The following is a 20,981-nucleotide window of genomic DNA, read 5'->3' on the forward strand; positions in this document are numbered from 1 at the left end:
CACGAGCGCCCCGGAATGACTTTTTCAAACAACAGGAAGCTCGACATGAACGCGAAGCCCGGCTTCACCGATTACATCGTCAAGGACATTTCGCTGGCCGATTTCGGCCGCAAGGAACTCTCGCTGGCCGAGACCGAGATGCCCGGCCTGATGGCCACCCGCGAGGAGTTCGGCCCTAAGCAGCCGCTGAAGGGCGCGCGTATTGCCGGCTCGCTGCACATGACGATCCAGACCGGCGTGCTGATCGAGACGCTGGCAGCACTCGGCGCCGACATTCGCTGGGTCTCCTGCAACATCTATTCGACGCAGGATCACGCCGCCGCCGCGATCGCGTCCGCCGGCATTCCGGTCTTCGCAGTCAAGGGCGAAACGCTGAAAGATTACTGGGACTACACCGCCAAGCTGTTCGACTGGCACGGCGGCGGTCACCCGAACATGATCCTCGATGACGGCGGCGACGCCACCATGTACGTCCATCTCGGTCTGCGCGCCGAGAAGGGCGACACCGCCTTCCTCGACAAGCCCGGCTCCGAGGAAGAGGAAGTCTTCTTCGCGCTTCTGAAGAAGCAGCTCAAGGAAAAGCCGAAGGGCTACTTCGCCGAGATCGCCAAGAGCATCAAGGGCGTTTCCGAAGAGACGACCACGGGCGTGCATCGTCTCTACGACATGCAGAAGGCAGGCACGCTGCTTTGGCCGGCCATCAACGTCAACGACAGCGTCACCAAGTCGAAGTTCGACAACCTCTATGGCTGCCGTGAATCGCTGGTCGACGGCATCCGCCGCGGCACCGACGTGATGATGTCGGGCAAGATCGCGATGGTCGCTGGCTTCGGCGACGTCGGCAAGGGCTCGGCGGCCTCGCTGCGCCAGGCCGGCTGCCGTGTCATGGTCTCCGAGGTCGACCCGATCTGCGCGCTGCAGGCGTCGATGGAGGGCTATGAGGTCGTAACGATGGAAGACGCCGCGCCGCGCGCCGACATCTTCGTCACGGCGACCGGCAACAAGGACATCATCACCATCGAGCACATGCGTGCGATGAAGGATCGCGCCATCGTCTGCAACATCGGCCACTTCGACAACGAGATCCAGATCGCGGCGCTCCGCAACCTGAAGTGGACCAACATCAAGCCGCAGGTCGACGAGATCGAATTCCCCGACAAGCATCGCATCATCATGCTGTCGGAAGGCCGCCTCGTGAACCTCGGCAATGCGATGGGCCATCCGTCCTTCGTGATGTCGGCGTCCTTCACCAACCAGACACTAGCGCAGATCGAGCTCTGGGCGAACAACAAGGACGGCAAGTACGAGAAGAAGGTCTACGTGCTGCCGAAGACGCTCGACGAGAAGGTCGCCCGCCTGCACCTCGCCAAGCTCGGCGTCAAGCTGACCGAGTTGCGCAAGGACCAGGCCGACTACATCGGCGTCAAGCAGGAAGGTCCCTACAAGTCGGACCACTATCGCTACTGAGCTCCCATCGCCTCAGAACATGCAGAAGCCCCGGAGCAATCCGGGGCTTCTTTGCTTTGCGGCCGGAAACAACGGGATTCTCTTTCCGGTTGCACTGGGAGCCGAATAGCGATTGACGCGCGGCGGTGATGGTCGGACAATCCTCGGCGGCGGAGGAAACCATGCAACAAGAACATGTCGACGTGCTCATCGTCGGCGCCGGCCTGTCCGGCATCGGCGCGGGCTATCATTTGCAGACCAAATGCCCCGGCAAGAGCTACGTCATCCTCGAAGGGCGCGACTGCATCGGCGGCACCTGGGATCTGTTCCGCTATCCCGGCATCCGCTCCGACAGCGACATGTTCACGCTCGGCTATTCCTTCAAGCCGTGGACCGATCCCAAGGCGATCGCCGACGGGCCGCAAATTCTCGACTATGTGCGCGAGACGGCATCCGAGAACGGCATCGAGAAGAACATCCGCTTCCGCCATCGCGTCAAGTGCGCGTCGTGGTCGACGCCTGATGCACGGTGGACCGTCGAAGCCGAGCGCACGAGCGGCGAGGGCGCGACCGAGATCGTGCGCTTCACCTGCAATTTCCTGTTCATGTGCTCCGGCTATTACAAATATGAGGAAGGCTACACGCCGGAGTTCAAGGGCACCGCGGATTTTGGAGGCCGCATCGTGCATCCGCAGAAGTGGACCGAGGACATCGACTACGCGGACAAGCGCGTCGTGGTGATCGGATCGGGTGCCACGGCCGTGACGCTGGTTCCCGAGCTTGCGAAGAAGGCCTCGCAGGTCGTCATGCTGCAGCGCTCGCCGACCTACGTTGTCTCGCGTCCGGCGCAGGATCCGCTCGCCAACAAGCTGCGCCGCAACCTGCCGGCAATGCTCGCCTATCATTTGATCCGCTGGCGCAACGTGATGTGGGGGATGTTCTTCTTCCAGCTCAGCCGGCGCCGCCCCGCCAAGGTGAAGGACCTGATCCTGAAGGGCGTGCAGATGGCACTGGGGCCGGACTACGACGTCGCGACCCATTTCACGCCGCGCTACAATCCCTGGGACCAGCGGCTGTGCCTGGTGCCCGACGGCGACCTCTTCGCGGCGATCCGCGAGAAGCGCGCCTCCGTCGTCACCAGCGAGATCGACACCTTCACGAAGGACGGAATCCGCCTCAAGAACGGCAGCGAGCTCGCCGCCGACATCATCGTCACCGCGACCGGGCTCGTGCTTCAGGTCGTCGGCGGGCTCGAGATCAGTGTCGACGGCCGCATGGTCGATTTCGCCAAGACGCTGACCTACAAGGGCATGATGTATGCCGACGTGCCGAACATGGCTTCAGCCTTAGGCTACACCAACGCGTCGTGGACGCTGAAATGCGATCTCACCTGCGAATATGTCTGCCGGCTCATCAACTACATGGACCGGCACAATTTCCGCCAGTGCGTGCCGCACAATGACGATGCGATGGTCACCGCCCAGCCTTCGCTCGATTTCACGTCGGGCTATGTGCAGCGCTCGATTGCAAAGTTGCCGAAGCAGGGCTCGAAGCGGCCGTGGCGGCTGCATCAGAACTACGCGCTCGACATCGTCTCGCTGCGGTTCGGCAGGATCGACGACGGCGTGATGCAGTATTCCTGATCGCCGCCGTCATCGCGCTCATGGCTTGCGCGTGGTTAGCGCCATGCCGAGATCGATGGCCAGCGCCAGCATCACGGCGCCTCCGCCGAGACCGAACAGGACCAGATAGTCACCGCCGGTCTGCGCATAGAGCCAGGAGAAGCCATAGGCCGCGGCCGCCTGGAACAGTGCAAAGCTGGTAGTGGCATGGCTCCATGTGGCGCGCTGCCGCTCGGCACTGTGCGGGATGAGCTCATGGATGCGTCCGAGCACAAGCGGTACGATGCCCGGCGTGAAGGCGCCGACGACCACGCTCGACACGATCAGGGAGACCGGTGCGGTGCTGACGGTCGGAAGCAGGACCGCGGCGGCCTCGATCAGGAAAGCTGCGCGCAAAGCAGGTCCAAATCCGGACCGGTCGCCGAGATGACCGGTGACGAGCGGACCCACGATCGCGCCGAGACCATAGAGCACCCAGTAGCGCGATCCCGCTGCGATGCCCTGGCCAAGGCCGCGCGCGACGAAATCGACGATGAAGACCATGTGCGGCACCAGCGCCACGGCGTTGAGGCCGTACTGGACCAGCAGGGCGCGGGCCGCGGGCAAGCTATGACCGTGTTTTGCATGGTGAGATGAAGACGCAGTTTGGGCCGGCACGTCCGCGGGCCAGTTCCACCAGCTGAGAAGCGTCAACAGACCGGAGAGAACGCCGAGCCCGTACCAGCTTTGCTGCAAACCCTGTTGCAGCAGGAGCGGCACCAGCGTGCCCGAGGCGGCGACGCCGAGGCCGACACCTGCGAAAATCACGCCGCCGACGATGCCGCGCTTGGCGGGAGAGGTGTGCGGCAGCACGACCGAGGCAGCCAGCACCATGATAATGCCGCCGGTGAGGCCCGCCAGGAAACGCCAGGTAAAGAACCAAGTGAAGGATATCGGCACCGCGCAGGCAAAGCAGGACAGCGTGGCGAGCAGCATCATGATGCGCAGCGCGCGGACCGTGCCAAGGCGAGCGGCCGCGGGCCGCGCGATCAACGCGCCGGCGAGATAGCCGGCGAGGTTCGCAGCACCGAGATAGACGACGTCGGATGCGCTGAACCATTTGGCCGCGATCAGGGCCGGAATCAGCGGCGTGTAGGCAAAGCGGGCGAGGCCCAGTCCAACCAGCGAAGCACACAAGCCCGCCATTGCAAACCGCCAGGTCGATCGCGACGCCGCGCCCGGCCGCTCATGCGGCCGGGCGTGGAGGTGGCGCTTGCGGGCATCCGCATTCAGTTCGGTCATGTCATCCTCCTGCGCGCTCCATCGCGCGCGGATCAGCCTGGTTGCGTCGCGCGTCGGCGCCGGAATTCGAGGACAGGCAGGCCGCCCCAGCCCCAATTGTCGGTGTCGACCTCCTCGATCACGACGAAGGTGGAATCCAGCGGCTTGCCGAGGACATCGCGCAGCAGCTCGCTCGAACCCTTGATCAGCGCCGCCTTCTCCTCCGCGGTGAGCGACGCCGCGCCCGGCGTCGTTCCCTCGCGGGTCACCTGAATGGTGACGATGGGCATGGTGAACCCTCCTGTCGGCTCAGTGGCCGGCGCTCTGGCCGCCGTCGACATGCAGGATCTCGCCGGTCACGAAGCCGGCCTGCTCGAGATAGAGCACGGCGTCGACGATGTCGGACATCTCGCCCATGTGGCCAACGGGGTGCATCGCGCCGAGCTGGGCGTGGGTCTCGACCGGGTGCATCGGCGACTTGATGATGCCAGGCGCAACGGCGTTCACGCGGATGCCGCGCCTGGCATATTCGATGGCCAGCGACTTCGTCGCGGCGTTGAGCCCGCCCTTGGTCAGCGAGGCCAGAACGGAGGGCACGTTGGAGTTGGCATGGTCGACCAGGCTTGTCGTGATCTGGACGACGTGGCCCGAGCCCTGCTTCTCCATCTCGGCGATGGCAAGCTGCGTGATGCGGAAGAAGCCCGCGAGGTTGGTGCCCAGCATGGCGGCGTAGTCCTCCGCCGTGTACTGGGTGAAAGGCTTGGCGACGAAGATGCCAGCATTGTTGACCAGCGTATCGACGCGGCCGAAGCGGGCGACGGCCTGCGACACCACAAGCTCGGCGGTGCGCGGGTCGGCGATGTCGCCGGGCACGGCGAGGATGTCATCGTCGGCGGAAGGCTTGATGGAGCGCGCCGTTGCGACGACGCGATAGTTGCGATTGCGATAGCCCTGGACCAGGGCGGCACCGATGCCCTGCGATGCACCGGTGATGATGGCGACTTTCTGCTCGATACCCATGATGGGCTCCTGTGGTTCGGTTGAAAACCTGCGCCAGCAACGGCCGGCTTGCGTGCTGAGGTACGCCGCGGCGGCCCGGCTGCGAATACGCGCTGTCCGGCAGACACTCTTTCGCGGCGCGATCGAATGCCGGGTTGCCGTCCGGCGGCGGTTGTCGCGGTGGGGACAAACGCCTAGCTTGCCCGCGGAATTTCTGGGGACGGGAAGGCATGGATCGTCTGGATGCGATGAATGTGTTCGTCCTGGCGGTGGACGAGGGCAGCCTCGCGGCCGCTGGGCGCAAGCTCGGCCGCTCGCCGGCGGCAGTCAGCCGCGCCATCGCCTTCCTGGAGGAGCGGGTCGGCGCTGAGCTGCTGCACCGGACCACGCGGTCGATCAGGCTCAGCGAGGAGGGCGAGCGTTACGTGGCGATCTGCCGGCGCGTGCTGACCGAGCTGGAAGAGGCCGACGATATCGCGGCGGGGCCGCGTGCTGCGCCGCGCGGCACGCTTGCGATCACTGCGCCCGTCGTCTCCGGCGAGATGGTGCTGCGGCCGATCCTCGATGCGTTCCTGGATACCTACCCGACGGTGTCGGCAAAACTGTTGCTGTTCGACCGGGCGGTCAATCTGATCGAGGAGGGCATCGATGTGGCGCTCCGCATCGGGCCTCTTTCGGACTCCGCGATGGTCGCGATGAAGCTCGGCGACGTACGCCGTGTCGTGGTGGCTGCGCCGCGATATCTCAACCAGCATCCACGCATCACCGAGCCCGGCGATCTCGCCAAGCATCAGATCGTCGCCATGGCTCACCTGCCGAATTCCTGGTCCTTTGCGCCGCAGCCCGGCTCCGTGGTGCCGCGAACCGTTCAGTTCACGCCGCGGCTCGTGATCAACAGCACCTATGCCGCGGTCGCCTCCGCCGTCGCAGGGCGCGGCGTCGCGCGAATGTATTCCTACCAGGTCGCCGAGCAGGTACAGCGCGGCGAGCTCGACATCGTGCTTGCCGACGACGAGGATCCCGAAATGCCCGTGCACCTGATTTCGCCGCAGGGCCGCCTCTCGGTCCCGAAGGTGCGGGTCTTCGCGGATTTTGCCGTGCCGCGGTTGAAGAAGCAGTTCGCGGTCCTCAAGAAGGCGATCGACACTCGCTGAATTGTGACTCGCTCGCCGGGCGGAAGAGTGTTTATCGGGGACCGGCCATTCGCCGGCGTCTCGATTGCGCCCACATGTGACGTGATGCAACGACACGTTGGCCGCGTTGCGCGGCTTCGAAAATGCACGAGATGACTATGTCAGAAAAACCAAACGCCGATCGCCGTCGCTTCCTCGCCACCGCCGCGATCGGCGTTGCCGCACCATTCGTTCTCGGCAGCGCCGCCGCCGCGCAGTCCGACAAGGCGAGCCCCTCGACCGTACCCGCAATCGCGCCGGGCACGAACGCGTCGTTTGCCGCGATCAAGCAGATCGATGCCGGCGTCCTCAATGTCGGATACGCCGAGGCTGGTCCGGCCGATGGTTCCGTGGTGATCCTGCTGCACGGCTGGCCGTACGACATCCACAGTTACGTCGATGTCGCGCCTGCGCTCGCGAAGGCGGGTTATCGTGTCATCGTTCCGCATCTGCGCGGTTATGGCACGACGCGCTTCCAGTCGGGCGAGACGATGCGCAACGGCGAGCCTGCGGCACTCGCCGCCGACATCGTCGCGCTGATGGATGCGCTGGGCATCAAGCAGGCGACGCTCGCCGGCTATGATTGGGGCGCACGGACCGCCAACATCATCGCGGCGCTCTGGCCGGAGCGCGTCAAGGCGATGGTATCGGTGAGCGGCTACCTGATCTCCAGCCAGGCGGCGGGCAAGATGCCGCTGCCGCCGGTCGCCGAGCTGCAATGGTGGTACCAGTTCTATTTCGCCACCGAGCGCGGCCGCGAAGGCTATGCGAAGAACACGCACGACTTCGCCAAGCTGATCTGGAAGCTCGCCTCGCCCAAATGGCATTTCGACGATGCCACCTACGACCGCAGCGCGGCCTCGCTCCAGAATCCCGATCACGTCGACGTCGCGATCCACAATTATCGCTGGCGGCTCGGGCTCGTCGAGGGCGAAGCCAAATATGCCGAGCTCGAGCAGAAGCTGGCGGCCCTGCCGGTGATATCAGTTCCCACCATCACCATGGAGGGCGACGCCAACGGCGCTCCGCATCCGGAGCCGGCTGCCTACGCCAAGATGTTTTCGGGCAAGTACGAGCACCGGACGATCACCGGTGGCATCGGTCACAACCTGCCGCAGGAAGCCCCGCAGGCCTTTGCGCAGGCCGTCCTCGATATAGCCGCGGGCTGAAGGCGTGGGCGCCGGCACGCGCCGGCGCTCCTATGCGTTATTTTGCGTATTCGAGGCCGGAGATGAATCGGCCATGCTGCCCAAACGGTTAACGCCGGATTAACCGGCGGGTTCTAGGCTTTCTCGGCCGGGGTGCTCGCTAATTTTGAGGGTAGCCCAATGGAAGCCCAGAAGATCGCGGTCGACGCCGTCGTCGCGCTGACCGATTGTGACCGCGACGCCGTCGCCAGCTTTATCCGCCGGCTCTATCTCGAAGGCGTCAGGGATCCCAAGCGCCTGACCTTCAGGGGGCTCCAGGCGCTCGCGCGGGCGTGATCGGCATCCCCCGGCTGACTCAACTGTTGCTGTCGATAACGACGGAACCCGTCTGCGGCGCCTTGCCGCTGGCGCCGGACCGGGCTACCACACACCCCAGCTGGGTCACTTGGGATCGGGGATATGCTGAAACAGCTCTTTGCGCCGCAACTGGTCATTCTCTATGTCCTTGCGGCCTCGACGATTTATGTTCACTTCCGCGGCAAGCAGCGGCTGCGTTTCGCACGCCAGCTCGGCGATCATTCGACCTATCTCGCACCCTACAACGTGCTGATGTATGCCGGCTCGGCCGTGCCCAACAAGCCGGTGATCTCGGTCGAGCAGTTTCCCGAGCTGAAGCCGCTCAGCGAGAATTGGGAGACGATCCGCGACGAGGCGGTGCGCCTGTTCGATGAAGGCTTCATCCGCGCCGCGGCCAAGAACAACGACTGGGGTTTCTATTCGTTCTTCAAGAGCGGCTGGAAGCGCTTTTACCTGAAATGGTACGACGACTTCCTGCCCTCGGCGCGCACGCTGTGCCCGAAGACGGTGGAGCTTCTGAACTCGATTCCGTCGGTGCATGGCGCGATGTTCGCGATGCTGCCGCCGGGCGGCAAGCTGGGCGCGCACCGCGATCCCTTCGCCGGCTCGCTGCGCTATCACCTCGGGCTCGTCACGCCGAACTCGAACAAGTGCCGGATTCTCGTCGATGGCGTCGAATGCGTGTGGCGTGACGGCGAGGCCTTCATGTTCGACGAGACCTTCATCCACAGCGCCGAGAACGCGACCGACGTCAACCGCATCATCCTGTTCTGCGACGTCGAGCGCCCGATGAAGTTTGGCTTCATGACCGCGATGAACCGCTGGGTGAGCCATCACATCGTCAAGGCGTCGGCGACCCAGAACGTCGACGGCGAGAACGTCGGCGTGCTCAACAAGGTGTTCGGCAAGCTCTACGAGATCCACCTTGCGAGCCGCAAGGTCAAGGAATGGAATCGCAACGTCTACTACACGCTGAAATACTCGCTGACGGCGCTGATCCTCGGCCTCATCGTGATGTCCGCGCTGCGGTGATCGCCGCGGCTGCGCCGAATCTGGAGTAGGCCATGGCTCCGTTGCCGGCCGCCGACGCCGAGACCGAGCAATTCTTCCGCAAGTGGCTGGAGACCTTCGCGGGCTACGTCCGCGAGGTCGACTACGCCTCGGCGAGACCGCTCTTCCATCCGGATGTGCTTGCCTTCGGCAGGCATAACGATGTCATTCCGGGTCTCGATCAATGGGTCGCGACGCAATGGAATAACGTCTGGCCCAAGACGACCGACTTTCGCTTTGTCCTCGAGCAGACCTCGATCCTGGCGTCGACGGACGGCACAATGGTGAACGTGATCGCGCCGTGGACGAGCACGGGCTATCACCCAGATGGCAGTCCGTTCCCGCGCCCCGGCCGGGCGACGATGATCTTTTCCAGGAATGCCGACGGCTGGCTATGTGTGCATTCCCACATGTCGCTCAACCGCGGTGTCCCGCAGGTGAGCCACGCCAACCGACCGGTCAAGGCCTGGTAGATCGCATCCTCAGGCCGGGCCAGCGCCGGTCTCAATGATCGTCCCGACGTGCTGGCCGCGCAGTCGGCGCCTGTGTGCGCCTTTCAGCAGTGTCCCCAAAGTTAACCTTTGTTCTTTCCCCGCATTAACATTTGCGAGGCGCAATTCGAACGATGTTGCTTATTATCCAAAGCCTTAGTGCGGTCCCGTAATTGTACGGAAAGCTTCGTTAATGATTAATTGGGAACCCGGGACCTATCTCTGGGCGGTGTAGTGCCCCACTTTCGCTCGGCCTCCACTCATTGCAGTGGACGAAAGCGAAATGATCTAGAGGTCCCATGTCTTTCCTTTCCCGCTTTCGTGTCCTGACCAAGATTCTTGCCGTCATTGCATTAATGGCCATCGTCGCCGGCAGCATCAGCTGGCTCGGTATTCGTGCGTTGAGCACGCTCAACGAGGGCGCTGACAATATGAACAGGGCAGCCAAGCGTGCATTGGTTGCCGCCCGCGCTGCTCAGAATGTGCTCACCCTCAGCCGTTCGGAATTCCGCGTCGCCCTGGACCCGCGCGCAGAGAACCGCGCCGAGGTACGCAAGATCGTCGATCAGCAGATCAATACGTTTCAGGAACGGATCGATGACCTCAGCAAGACCCGTGATGAGCAGGCCAGGGCTCTGATTCCCGCGGTCAGGGAGTCCTGGGGAACTTACCGCAAGAGCCTGGAAGATACGCTTCGTCTGGCCGATGCGTCGAAGGACTTACATTTGAGTGAACACACGGATCGGATGCGCGATGCGGCGATGCGTGGCCGGACCGACGCGGAAAGATTGCAGGCCGACATCCGCGCGGTCGCCGATCGATTGTCCGATCGTGTGGAAGCGTTCGCCAAGGCCGCCTCCGATGAGTATGAAACGACCTCGCGTGTGTTGATGGTCGTTGCCGGAATCGGCATCGTACTTGGCCTGTCCATCGGCTTTCTGATCGGCCAGTTCGGCATCGCCGGGCCGACGCGCGCCCTCGTCGGCATGTTGCAGCAGCTTGCGAAGGGCGAGGATATCGAGATCACCGGCACCGAGCGGAAGGATGAAATCGGCGAGACTGCTCAGGCGGTCAACGGAATCAAGGTGATGCTCGCGCAGAAAGCGCGTGACGAAGCGGAGGCCAAGGTCAGGCAGGATGAGGTCGTCGCGCTGCAGCGCAAGGCCGACATGACCAAGCTGGCCGATAGCTTCGAAAGTGCCGTCGGCGAGATCGTCGAAACCGTGTCGTCTGCCTCGACCGAGCTCGAGGCGTCCGCCAGCACGTTGACGTCGGCGGCAAGCAGGGCTCAGGATCTCACCACTGCAGTCGCGGCGGCATCCGAGGAAGCCTCCACCAACGTGCAGTCGGTCGCCTCCGCGACCGAAGAGCTGAGTTCGTCGGTCAACGAGATCAGTCGTCAGGTGCAGGAGTCGGCGCGGATGGCCAATGACGCGGTCGATCAGGCGCGCAAGACCAACGAGCGCGTCGGCGAACTGTCCAAAGCTGCGGCCCGCATCGGCGACGTCGTAGAACTCATCAACACCATTGCTGGACAGACTAACCTCTTGGCTCTCAACGCGACCATCGAGGCGGCGCGCGCCGGCGAAGCCGGTCGCGGCTTCGCAGTCGTCGCCTCCGAAGTGAAGGCGCTGGCCGAGCAGACGGCGAAAGCGACGGGTGAGATCGGCCAGCAGATCACCGGAATCCAGGCGGCGACCGACGAGTCGGTCGACGCGATCAAGGGCATCAGCGACACGATCGGGAAATTGTCGGAGATCGCGGCGACCATTGCCTCGGCGGTGGAAGAGCAGGGCGCGGCGACTCAGGAAATCTCCCGCAACGTGCAACAGGCGGCGCACGGAACCCAGGAGGTCTCCTCCAACATCGTCGACATTCAGCGCGGCGCCGGTGAAACCGGCTCGGCGTCAACTCAGGTGCTGTCGGCGGCGCAATCGCTGTCGAGCGATAGCAACCGCCTCAAGCTCGAAGTCGCCAGGTTTCTCACCACGGTGCGGGCCGCCTGACGCCGGGCGGAAGTCCCGAGCGGTCTGAGCGCGCGCCGAAGACGCGCGGGAGGATCGGTCGGATCAGGCCGGGCGAGCGCCGGTCTGAATGATCGTCCCGACGTGCTGGCCGCGCAGCGCCGCCGTGAGACGGCCGGGAACGAGGCCGTTCACGACCTGCACGCGGCTGATGTGCCGCGCGTTGGCCATGACCTCGAGCAGCGCCGGATCGAACGGCAGCGTGCCCTTGAGCTTTGCAAGCTCGGCAAAGCTCGTCGCTTTCAGCAGCTCCGCCTTCTTCCCATCGGCACCATTGGGATCGGTGGTGTAGACGCCGTCGACTTCCTCGACGATCGTGAGACCGGCGGCGCCCAGCGCGTCCGCGAGCAGGAAGGCGCCGGTGTCGGCCCGATGCAGCGGGATGCGCGAGGTCGGAAATTCATGATGGTGATACGGCGGAAACGCGCTGCCTACGACCGCGCGGGCCGCGCTGAGGTGGATCGCGAGTTGGCTCGCGATGGTGGGGTGCTCGATGTAGGAGACACCTTCCGGCGCGAGGAGGCTCGCAAGGATATGGCCGTTCTGGCCGGCCTCGCTTGCGGCGAGCGGCGCCAGCGATCCGACGGGGAGCCCGAGATCGAGGCCGACGCTGTAGAGATGGCGGGCGCGCACGCCGGCGCCGGTCAGGATCAGCAGGCGATGCTCGGATAGCAGCGAGCGCAGCTCGTCGACGAGCGGGAGGATCGCCTCGTGACCGCGATCCATCAGGCGGCCGCCGATCTTGATGACCTGCACCCAGGGCAACAGCTTGATCGGGCGGCTGCCCGCGACGGGGCGGGTGAGATCGCCGTCGAGGAGGGTCTGACGCGCGAGCGGCGAGGCGACGTGCTTGATCTGGTTGGTGACAGTCATGGCGCTAATCTCTTCAGCTCGCGGTGATGATGGTGCCGACATGCTCACCCGCGAGTGCGCGGGTCAGATTGCCGGGAACGAGGCCATTGACGATCTGCACCTCGCGGACGTGGCGCGCGGAGGTAAGGAGATCGAGCACCGGGAATTCGAGGATCGAGTCCTGCAATCCCTTGGCCTTCATCTCGGCCACCGAGATCTTCGGGATGAAGGTGGCATTCTTCGCGGTCTTTGGGTTCGCGGTGTAGAGGCCGTTCTCGTCCTTCACATAGACCATCGCCTTGCAGCCGAACTGCTCGGCCACGAGGAAGCATCCGGCATCGGTGCGGTACGGCGGAATCACGCCCTCGGCCGCCGGACGCATCCACAGGCTATAGGGCGGCATGCCGCTAAAGATGACGGCATTCACCTCGGCGAGAAACAGCGGCACGGACGAGAGCCCGGCGCTGCTGACGGCGGAGATACCGTGCTTGGCAAGGAGCTGCCCGAGCATTGCGGCGTTCTGATCGGCCACGGAAGCGCCGAGCTGCGAGAGCACGCCGGCCGGCAGGCGAAGCCCCGCCGCGATCGAGTAGAGATGCCGCGCGCGGGTGCCTGCACCGGTCCCGATCAGGAGCTTATGGGCGTTGCGCGCGGCGACGATCTCCTCGATCAGCGGATAGACCGCGGCGCGGCCGCGATCGATGACGCTCTGTCCGCCGATCTTGATGACAGTTGCATCCGGCAGGATCCGGAAGTCGGGAGCTGCCTCCGATGCAGCGACAAGCGCGGGATCGGTGAGCGAGCGCTGCATGAGGAGCGCTTCAAGCTCGGCCGTCGTGTTTGCCATGAGAGACGTCCTTTTCGTTTGTCGAATGGGCTCAAGCACCGCCAAGCGGTCTATCTAGCAAAATCGCGGCTGGCCGCAAAACAAAAGCCCCGGAGCGAGCTCCGGGGCTTTGCATTTCGGGTGCGGGGCACAGCCTTATTCGGGTTGGCCGATCGAGACCTTCAGCGTGCCGACGCCGTCGACGCCGCATTCGAGTTTGTCGCCTGGCTGGAGCTGCGACACGCCGGCGGGCGTGCCGGTCAGGATGATGTCGCCGGCAGCGAGCTTCACCTGCTGGGAGAGCTGCCAGATGATCTCCGGCACATTCCAGATCAGCTCGGTGAGGTCGCCCTTCTGGGCTTCCTTGCCGTTGACCGTGAGCCAGATCTTGCCCTTCGAGGGATGGCCGATCTTCGAGGCCGGCTGCACCGCGGAGCAGGGCGCCGAATAGTCGAACGACTTGCCGATCTCCCAGGGGCGCTCCTTCTTGCGCGAGGCGATCTGGAGGTCGCGGCGGGTCAGGTCGATGCCGACGGCATAGCCGTAGACATGATCGAGCGCCTTGTCGGCCGGAATGTTGAGGCCGCCGCTCTTCATCGCGACGATCAGCTCGACCTCGTGATGCAAATCCTTGGTCAGCGGCGGATAGGGGATGGTGGCGCCATCGGGCACCAGCATGTCGGCGTGCTTGGCGAAGAAGAACGGCGGAGCGCGCTCGTCATTGCCCATCTCGCGGATGTGCTCGAGATAGTTGCGGCCGACGCACCAGATGCGGCGCACCGGATAACGGCCGCTCTCCCCGACGACGGGAAGCGAAGCCTGAGGCGGAAGCGGGATGACGTAGGAGGCGGCGTTCATGAAGCGGTCTCGCTGCTCTTGGGTGAATGATCCTAAGCGGTTGCGCTGACCGGCGCCAGCGGCAGGGAGCCGGCGTCGTGGTGCTGAAGGCGGAAGAACGAGGCGTAGCGACCGGAGCGGCGCAGCAGCTCGTCATGCCGTCCGCGCTCGACGATCTCGCCGCCCTCGACCACCAGGATCGCGTCCGCGTGCATGATGGTGTGCAGGCGGTGCGCGATCACGATGGTGGTGCGGTTGCGGCAGAGATGCTCGATCGCCTCCTGTACCTGCTTCTCGGATTCGGAATCGAGCGCGGCGGTGGCCTCGTCCAGGAGGATGATCGGCGCGTTCTTGATCAGCGCGCGCGCCACCGCGATGCGCTGGCGCTGGCCGCCGGACAGCTGCGTGCCGTGCTCGCCGACCGGGGTGTCGTAGCCGAGCGGGAAGCTCATGATGAAATCGTGGGCGCAGGCCGCCTTGGCGGCATCGGTGATCTCGTTCTCGGTCGCGCCAAACCTGCCGAAGGCGATGTTGTTGCGAATGGTGTCGCGGAACAGATAGACGTCCTGGCCGACATAGGCGGTCTGCGCGCGCAGCGATTTGCGCGACACCGACGTGATCGACTGGCCGTCGATCAGGATGTCGCCCTGCGTCACCTCGTAGAAGCGCAAGAGCAGCGCCAGCACGGTCGACTTGCCGCCGCCGGAGGGGCCGACCAGCGCGGTGACCTTGCCGGGCTCGGCAGTGAGGCTCATGCGGTTGAGCACGGTCTCACCGGCGCGATAGGCGAAGCTGACGTCGTTGAGCTCGATCCGCGCATCCGTCAGCCTCAAGGCCGGCTTGTCGTCATCGGATTGCTCGCTCGCCGGGCTGTCGACGACTTCGAGCAGCATGCGCGCGCCGACGAGCTGGCTGTTGAGGTCGATGTTGAGCCGCGCCAGCCGCTTGGCCGGCTCGGTCGCCATCAGGAACGCGGTCATGAAGGAGAAGAACTGGCCCGGGGTGGCGCCGAGCGCGACCACGCTGTAGCCGCCATAGAGCAGGCAGCCGGCGACCGCGAAGCCGCCCAGCATCTCCATCAGCGGGTTGGAGCGGTTGGCGACGCGCGCCATCTTGTTGGCGTTGCGCTCGACGACGGCGATGTTCTCGTCGATGCGGCTTTGCATCGCATCTTCCAGCGTGAACGCCTTGACCGTGCGGATGCCCTGCAGCGATTCCTGCATGGTCTCCAGAATGTCTGCGGTGCCGGTGAACTGGTTGTAGGCGAGGCCCTTGATGCGCTTGACCAGCTTGCGCAGCACCAGCATCGCCGGCGGCACAGCGACGAGGCCGATGAACGACATCAGCGGATCCTGCCAGACCATCACGCCGATCATCGCGAGCAGCATCAACAGGTCGCGCCCGACGGCATTGACCAGCATGTTGAGGACGTCGGTGATGGATTTGGCGCCGGCGGTCAGGCGCGCCAAAAATTCCGAGGAGTGCCGCTCGGAGAAGAAGCCGATGCTTTCGCGCATCAGCTTGGCGAAGAGTTGCCGCTGGTTGGTGGCGAGGATGGCGTTGGAGATCTTGGTCAGGATCACCATGTGGCCGTAGGTCGCCACGCCCTTGATGAACAAGAGAACCACCGTCACGCCGGACAGCATCGCGATGCCCGGCACGTTCTTGTCGACATAGGCCTGGTTGATGACCTGGCCGAGAACGTAGGTCGCGGCCGCGGTCGCACCGGCGGCCGTTGCCATCAGCGCGAAGGCGACGAGGTAGCGCCGCCAATAGGTGATCCCCTGTTCCATGACGAGGCGGCGAATCAGGATCGCTGCCGCATAGGGATCGTCGGTGATTTTCTTTGGAAACTGGGCCATCCGTAGTCCATTGACGGCGCTAGGGGCAAACCTGCCCGCGCGTCAGGGATCGAATGGCCTCTGTGCCCGCTCAGGCGGGGTTTTTCAAGCCCAATTAAGGACTTGCAAAGCCGACGATTCTAGGCCGAGACCGCCTGGCGGAGCTCGCCATGGCGCTCGCGAAACAGCTGTTCCTCCCAGGCCAGCGCGTGGGCCGCAATCGTCTCGAGGTTCTCGTATTGCGGCTTCCAGTCCAGCACGCTGCGGATGCGGCTGGTGTCGGCGACCATGGTCATGATGTCGCCGGGCCGGCGCGGCGCGTACTGGACCGCAAAGCTGCGCCCCGACACGCGGCGCACGGCATCGATAGTCTCGAGCACGGAGTAACCGCGGCCATAGCCGCAGTTCAGCGTCGTCGATGCGCCGCCGCGGCGCAGATACGCCAGTGCGGAGCGATGCGCCTGCGACAGGTCGGTGACGTGGATGAAGTCGCGGATGCAGCTTCCGTCCGGCGTCGGATAGTCGGTGCCGAACACGTCGATCTTGGCGCGCTGGCCGGTGGCGGCCTCGACCGCGATCTTGAGCAGATGCGTGGCGCCGACGGTGGCAAGCCCGATGCGCGCCTGCGGATCGGCGCCGGCCACGTTGAAGTAGCGCAAGGTCACATATTGCATGCCGTAGGCCGAGGCGACGTCGTGCAGCATGATCTCGGTCATCAGCTTCGACGAGCCGTAAGGCGACAGCGGCCGCGTCGGCGCCTGCTCGGGCACCGGCACCTGATCGGGATTGCCGTAGACGGCGGCGGTCGACGAGAAGATGAAGCGGTTGATGCCGCGCTTCACTGCGACGTTGAGCAGGTTGCGCGCGGTCATGAAGTTGTTGCGGTAGTAGCCGAGCGGATCGCGCATCGACTCTGGCACGACGACCGAGCCCGCGAAATGAATGATGCTCTCGATGTCGTGCTGGGCGATCACGCCTTCGAGAAGGTTCTCGTCGCCGGCATCGCCGATGAACAGCGGCACTCCTTCCGGCAAGTAGGCGGAAAAGCCGGTGGAGAGATCGTCGATCACGACGACGTCCTCGCCGGCTTCCGCCAGCGCCAGAACCGTGTGACTTCCGATATAGCCGGCACCGCCGGTGACAAGCACAGTCATGATCTCACCCGTCTTCCGATCATCCGATGATGCTAGCGGTTGCGTGGTGAAGAGGGGGTATCGGCGCAGCCGAACTGGTCACTATGCTTAATGTTGCGTATAGGAACCCGCGAAACGGAGCGTGACGTGGCCAATTCACCGGGCGATATCGAGCTGATCGTGCCAAATCTGCACAGGCGCTATTCCGGCGTGACCGCGACCAACCGGATGGTCGCGCCGCGCCTGGCAAAGCTGTTTCGTGCCGCATGGTTCGGCTCGGATGCGCCGGAGGGGATTGCGCGCTTGAGCGTTGCCGGTTTCCTGAAACTATGGCGCCGCGAGACGCCGCTGATCTGGCACGCGCGGCGCAACAACGAGATGATCGCGGGCGTGCTCCTGCGCGCGCTCGGCTGGCCGTTGAAGCTCGTGTTCACATCGGCCGCGCAGCGGCATCATAGCTGGATCACGCGCTGGCTGATCCGGCGCATGGATGCGATCATCGCGACGTCGGACATCTCGGCGTCGTTCCTGAAAGTGAAGGCGACCGTGATCCCGCATGGCGTCGACACCGACGTCTATGCGCCGCCGCAGGATCGCGCCGCGGCGTTCGCGGAAGCCGCGCTGCCGGGCCGCTATGCGATCGGCTGCTTCGGCCGCGTGCGCGCGCAGAAGGGCAGCGATATCTTCGTCGATGCGATGTGCCGCCTGTTGCCGCGCCATCCGGATTTCACCGCCGTCATCGTCGGCGCGATCACGACGGAGCAGATGCCGTTTGCCAATGATCTCAAGAAGCGCATCGAGGCCGCCGGCCTGCAATCGCGCATCGTCATCACCGGCGAGTTGCCGATCGAACAGGTACAACGCTGGTATCAGCGGCTGACGATCTACGCCTTCACCTCGCGCAACGAGGGCTTTGGCCTGACGCTGATCGAGGCGATGGCGGCGGGCAGCGCGCTTGCTGCCTCACGCGCCGGCGCAGCCGAGCTCGTAGTCGAGGACGGCGTCACGGGCGTGCTGATGCCGCCGGGCGATGTGGATGCACTGGTCGCCGCGCTCGAGCCCTTGATGCGCGATCCCGCCGCCGCACTTGCCATGGGCGCGCGGGGGCGGGCGCGGGTGCTCGAACGATTCAGCCTGGACGCTGAAGCGGGGCGGATCGGGGACGTCTATCGCCCGCTGCTCTGAACCGCCGCTTTCGGGGCCCGGACTAAAATCTCGAAAACAACCCCATGCAAAGGCGCCGATGACGGCTGGAGTTCTTGACACATTGTTCATGTTTCGTTCTTATCATGCCATCCCGTGAGTGGAGATGGCCATGGACAATCGCATCAACGAAATCCGAAGACTTATCAGGGCGTTACGCGTTAGCATGCTTGAGGCTGAGGCCATCATGCGTGACCAGATCAACCGGGATGAGAGCTGTGCCTTCGTGGCGCAGGAGATCATGAAGATGCGCTCGGTCATGAGCCTGCTCGTGCAGGAGCGAACGACGCTCGGAGATACCGATCCCATTCTCGTCAACAGCTTTTTCCTTCCCCGTCGGCCGCCGGCAGGGAGGCCGCTGTCCGGCCGGTCAAGCGCCTGCTCGTTGGGACGATCTGAGGAGGACGGAGAGCCGATGAGGCCGCGAGCGCGCTTGTCAGGTCGTGGCCCGCGCGCCGCTTTCGCTGAGCACGCGCTGCGCGATCGCGACGACATCGGAGGCCGCGATGTCGCGCATGCAGCGGTGGTCGTTCATCCGGCAAATCGTGCTCTGGCAGGGCTGGCAGGAGAGGATCGACTTGTCCTGCACGACGGTGGCGGCGAGGCCGTTGAGCGGCGCCCAGAGGTAGGGGCTGGTCGGGCCGAAGATGCCCATGGTCGGCGTGCCCAGCGCCGCCGCGATATGCATCAGCCCGGAGTCGTTGGAGATGGCGACACCGGCTGCCGCCATCGCGAGCACCCCGTTGCGCAAGTCATTGCCGGTCAGGTCGCGCACGCGCGGTCCACCGGCCGCGACGATCTCCTGGGCCATGGCCTTCTCGCCGGGGCCGCCGACCACCCAGACCTCGAGGCCCTTCTCCACGAACTGGCGGGCGGCTTCCGGATAGTAGGTCCAGCGCTTGGAAGCGCCGACCGAGCCGGGGCCCAGCGCGACCGCGGTGACCCCGGTCAGGCCGTTCGCCTGGCGCCAGCGGGCGACCTCCCCGGGCGGGACCCGCAGTTGGGGAACCGGCCACTCCGGGGGTAGCGGCGCGCCGTCAGGCTGGGCGAGGGAGGCGTTCTTGTCGATGAAGCGGGGGAGCCGCTTCTCGCCCCAGCGCCAGCGGTTGATCAGGCCGAACCGAGCCTCGCCGACGAAGCCGACGCGTTCGGGGATGCCGGCCAGTGCCGGCGCGATGGCCGCCTTCCAGGTCCGGGGCAGCACCAGGGCCGTGCCATAATTCCGCTCGCGCAGCAGCTTCGCGAGGCCGAATTGCCGGTTCACGGCGAGCCGGCTGCGTGGCAGGTCCCAAGTGATCCCCTGGCGGACGCCCGGCATATAGTCGACCAGGGGGGCGCAGAGCGGGGTGGTCAGAAGGTCGACCGGCCGATTCGGCCAGCGCTCGTTCAGGACCCGCACCACGGTGTGGCCGCGGACGAAATCACCGATCCACATATAGGGGATGATCAGAATCGGGCGCGTGTCGGCCGGATCCTCCAATCCACTAAATTGCGAATCTATGTTCATTTTTTAAAGGGACCCAAGCGATGTCGACAGGGTCCGTTCGGTAGCCGCTCTGCACAGGCAGGTAAAGGCGGGACAGTTCCGATCCCAAAACCGCTTACACTTTGGCGGATCATGCGCTACGGCAGGACTTGCGACGGATTCTTGCGACGGGTTCTTTGGACGGGTTCTTGAGACGGGTTTTCGGGCGGTCGCGCTGAATTTGGCAAATCGGGCAGGGACGGGTGGAATGTTGCTGGTGACCGGCGGGGCCGGTTTTATCGGATCGAATGTCGTGGCGGCGCTCAATGATGCGGGCCGCAGCGACGTGGCGGTCTGCGACCTCCTCGGCCACGAGGGCAAATGGCGCAATCTCGCCAAGCGACAGCTCGCCGACATCGTGCCGCCGGCCGAGCTGATCGACTGGCTGAACGGGCGCAAGCTCGATGCCGTGATTCACCTCGGTGCCATTTCCTCGACCACCGCGACCGATGGCGATCTCGTCATCGAGACCAATTTCCGCCTCTCGATGCGCCTTCTGGACTGGTGCACGGCGAATGGCGTGCCGTTCATCTACGCATCGTCGGCCGCCACCTATGGCGACGGTGAGGAAGGCTTTGGCGACGACGCCTCGCTCGCCGCGCTGAAGACGTTGCGGCCGATGAACCTCTACGGCTGGAGCAAGCATCTGTTCGATCTTGCGGTTGCCGAGCGCCTCGCGCGCGGCGACAAGCTGCCGCCGCAATGGGCCGGGTTGAAATTCTTCAACGTGTTCGGCCCGAACGAGTACCACAAGGGCACGATGATGAGCGTGCTGGCGCGCCGCTTCGATGACGTCAGGGCCGGCCGCGTCGTGCAATTGTTCAAGTCGCATCGCGAGGGAATCGCCGACGGCGACCAGCGGCGTGATTTCATCTATGTCGACGACGTCGTTCGGGTCATCATGTGGCTCCTGGCAACGCCTGCGGTCTCCGGGCTCTTCAACGTCGGAACCGGCAAGGCGCGCAGCTTCAAGGACCTGATCCTCGCGGCCTACGCCGCGCTCGGCACCAAGCCCAACATCGAATACATCGACATGCCCGAGGCGATCCGCGGCAGCTACCAGTATTTCACCCAGAGCGAGGTCGATCGCCTGTGCCGCGCCGGCTATAACGGCGGCTTCACGGCGCTCGAAGATGCAGTGACGGCCTATGTCAGGGGCTACCTTGACCGGCCCGACCGTTTCCGCTGAGGCGTT

Annotated in this window: 19 protein-coding genes; 10 read left to right on the plus strand and 9 right to left on the minus strand. The window is 64.6% G+C overall.

Annotated elements, in window-relative coordinates:
* Window positions 1–45 precede the first annotated feature (45 nt).
* Window positions 46–1,467, plus strand: coding sequence for an adenosylhomocysteinase (gene ahcY / locus QQL28_RS11200; RefSeq protein ID WP_284264791.1), 1,422 nt, complete (start codon window positions 46–48; stop codon window positions 1,465–1,467).
* Between the two features lie 161 nt (window positions 1,468–1,628).
* Window positions 1,629–3,089: a flavin-containing monooxygenase gene (locus tag QQL28_RS11205; RefSeq protein WP_284264792.1), complete on the plus strand. Its 1,461-nt coding sequence runs from the start codon at window positions 1,629–1,631 to the stop codon at window positions 3,087–3,089.
* 18 nt (window positions 3,090–3,107) lie between these two features.
* Here the strand turns inward: QQL28_RS11205 and QQL28_RS11210 are convergent, their stop codons facing one another.
* The 3 genes from QQL28_RS11210 to QQL28_RS11220 are packed head-to-tail and all read right to left on the minus strand — an operon-like array spanning window position 3,108 to window position 5,348.
* Entirely contained in the window at window positions 3,108–4,349 is a 1,242-nt protein-coding gene (locus QQL28_RS11210; RefSeq protein WP_284264793.1) for a YbfB/YjiJ family MFS transporter, read from the minus strand.
* 32 nt (window positions 4,350–4,381) lie between these two features.
* Entirely contained in the window at window positions 4,382–4,618 is a 237-nt protein-coding gene (locus QQL28_RS11215) for a tautomerase family protein (protein WP_284264794.1), read from the minus strand.
* Between the two features lie 19 nt (window positions 4,619–4,637).
* On the minus strand, window positions 4,638–5,348 hold the full coding sequence (locus tag QQL28_RS11220) for an SDR family NAD(P)-dependent oxidoreductase (protein ID WP_284264796.1): 711 nt from the start codon (window positions 5,346–5,348) through the stop codon (window positions 4,638–4,640).
* Window positions 5,349–5,557: 209 nt separating this feature from the next.
* Between QQL28_RS11220 and QQL28_RS11225 the strand changes: the two genes are divergently transcribed.
* The 6 genes from QQL28_RS11225 (at window position 5,558) to QQL28_RS11250 (ending at window position 11,551) form a co-directional block, all read left to right on the plus strand.
* Window positions 5,558–6,481 (plus strand): LysR family transcriptional regulator, encoded by a 924-nt coding sequence (locus tag QQL28_RS11225; RefSeq protein WP_284264798.1) that lies wholly within the window; start codon window positions 5,558–5,560, stop codon window positions 6,479–6,481.
* A gap of 137 nt (window positions 6,482–6,618) precedes the next feature.
* A complete protein-coding gene (locus QQL28_RS11230; protein ID WP_284264805.1) occupies window positions 6,619–7,668 on the plus strand; it encodes an alpha/beta fold hydrolase in 1,050 nt (349 codons plus the stop codon).
* Window positions 7,669–7,827: 159 nt separating this feature from the next.
* Window positions 7,828–7,983 (plus strand): hypothetical protein, encoded by a 156-nt coding sequence (locus QQL28_RS11235; protein WP_284264807.1) that lies wholly within the window; start codon window positions 7,828–7,830, stop codon window positions 7,981–7,983.
* 123 nt (window positions 7,984–8,106) lie between these two features.
* Window positions 8,107–9,036, plus strand: a complete 930-nt coding sequence (locus QQL28_RS11240) for an aspartyl/asparaginyl beta-hydroxylase domain-containing protein (RefSeq protein ID WP_284264809.1) — start codon at window positions 8,107–8,109, stop codon at window positions 9,034–9,036.
* Between the two features lie 32 nt (window positions 9,037–9,068).
* Window positions 9,069–9,527 (plus strand): YybH family protein, encoded by a 459-nt coding sequence (locus QQL28_RS11245; RefSeq protein ID WP_284264811.1) that lies wholly within the window; start codon window positions 9,069–9,071, stop codon window positions 9,525–9,527.
* Between the two features lie 317 nt (window positions 9,528–9,844).
* Window positions 9,845–11,551 (plus strand): methyl-accepting chemotaxis protein, encoded by a 1,707-nt coding sequence (locus QQL28_RS11250; protein WP_284264813.1) that lies wholly within the window; start codon window positions 9,845–9,847, stop codon window positions 11,549–11,551.
* A gap of 63 nt (window positions 11,552–11,614) precedes the next feature.
* Here QQL28_RS11250 and QQL28_RS11255 read toward each other — a convergent pair whose 3' ends face one another.
* From QQL28_RS11255 to galE, 5 genes are all read right to left on the minus strand, one after another.
* Window positions 11,615–12,442 carry an amino acid kinase family protein gene (locus QQL28_RS11255; RefSeq protein ID WP_284264815.1) on the minus strand — a complete coding sequence of 276 codons (828 nt, stop codon included), beginning with the start codon at window positions 12,440–12,442 and terminating at the stop codon, window positions 11,615–11,617.
* 13 nt (window positions 12,443–12,455) lie between these two features.
* Window positions 12,456–13,268: an amino acid kinase family protein gene (locus tag QQL28_RS11260; RefSeq protein ID WP_284264817.1), complete on the minus strand. Its 813-nt coding sequence runs from the start codon at window positions 13,266–13,268 to the stop codon at window positions 12,456–12,458.
* A gap of 135 nt (window positions 13,269–13,403) precedes the next feature.
* Window positions 13,404–14,105, minus strand: coding sequence for a fumarylacetoacetate hydrolase family protein (locus tag QQL28_RS11265; protein ID WP_284264818.1), 702 nt, complete (start codon window positions 14,103–14,105; stop codon window positions 13,404–13,406).
* Between the two features lie 32 nt (window positions 14,106–14,137).
* The gene (locus QQL28_RS11270; RefSeq protein WP_284264820.1) at window positions 14,138–15,946 is read right to left on the minus strand and encodes an ABC transporter ATP-binding protein; all 1,809 of its coding nucleotides are present in this window, start codon (window positions 15,944–15,946) and stop codon (window positions 14,138–14,140) included.
* Between the two features lie 119 nt (window positions 15,947–16,065).
* Window positions 16,066–17,079, minus strand: a complete 1,014-nt coding sequence (gene galE, locus QQL28_RS11275) for a UDP-glucose 4-epimerase GalE (protein WP_284264823.1) — start codon at window positions 17,077–17,079, stop codon at window positions 16,066–16,068.
* A 126-nt stretch (window positions 17,080–17,205) separates the two neighbouring features.
* On the opposite strand from galE, the gene QQL28_RS11280 reads away from it, so the two are divergent.
* Window positions 17,206–18,243, plus strand: coding sequence for a glycosyltransferase family 4 protein (locus QQL28_RS11280; RefSeq protein WP_284264825.1), 1,038 nt, complete (start codon window positions 17,206–17,208; stop codon window positions 18,241–18,243).
* A 454-nt stretch (window positions 18,244–18,697) separates the two neighbouring features.
* Here the strand turns inward: QQL28_RS11280 and waaF are convergent, their stop codons facing one another.
* Complete coding sequence (waaF, locus tag QQL28_RS11285; RefSeq protein ID WP_284264827.1) at window positions 18,698–19,768, minus strand: lipopolysaccharide heptosyltransferase II; 1,071 nt, start codon at window positions 19,766–19,768, stop codon at window positions 18,698–18,700.
* 226 nt (window positions 19,769–19,994) lie between these two features.
* On the opposite strand from waaF, the gene rfaD reads away from it, so the two are divergent.
* Window positions 19,995–20,975 (plus strand): ADP-glyceromanno-heptose 6-epimerase, encoded by a 981-nt coding sequence (gene rfaD, locus QQL28_RS11290; protein WP_284264829.1) that lies wholly within the window; start codon window positions 19,995–19,997, stop codon window positions 20,973–20,975.
* Window positions 20,976–20,981 lie beyond the last annotated feature (6 nt).

The organism is Bradyrhizobium iriomotense (assembly GCF_030160715.1).
GTDB classification, from domain to species: Bacteria; Pseudomonadota; Alphaproteobacteria; order Rhizobiales; family Xanthobacteraceae; genus Bradyrhizobium; species Bradyrhizobium iriomotense.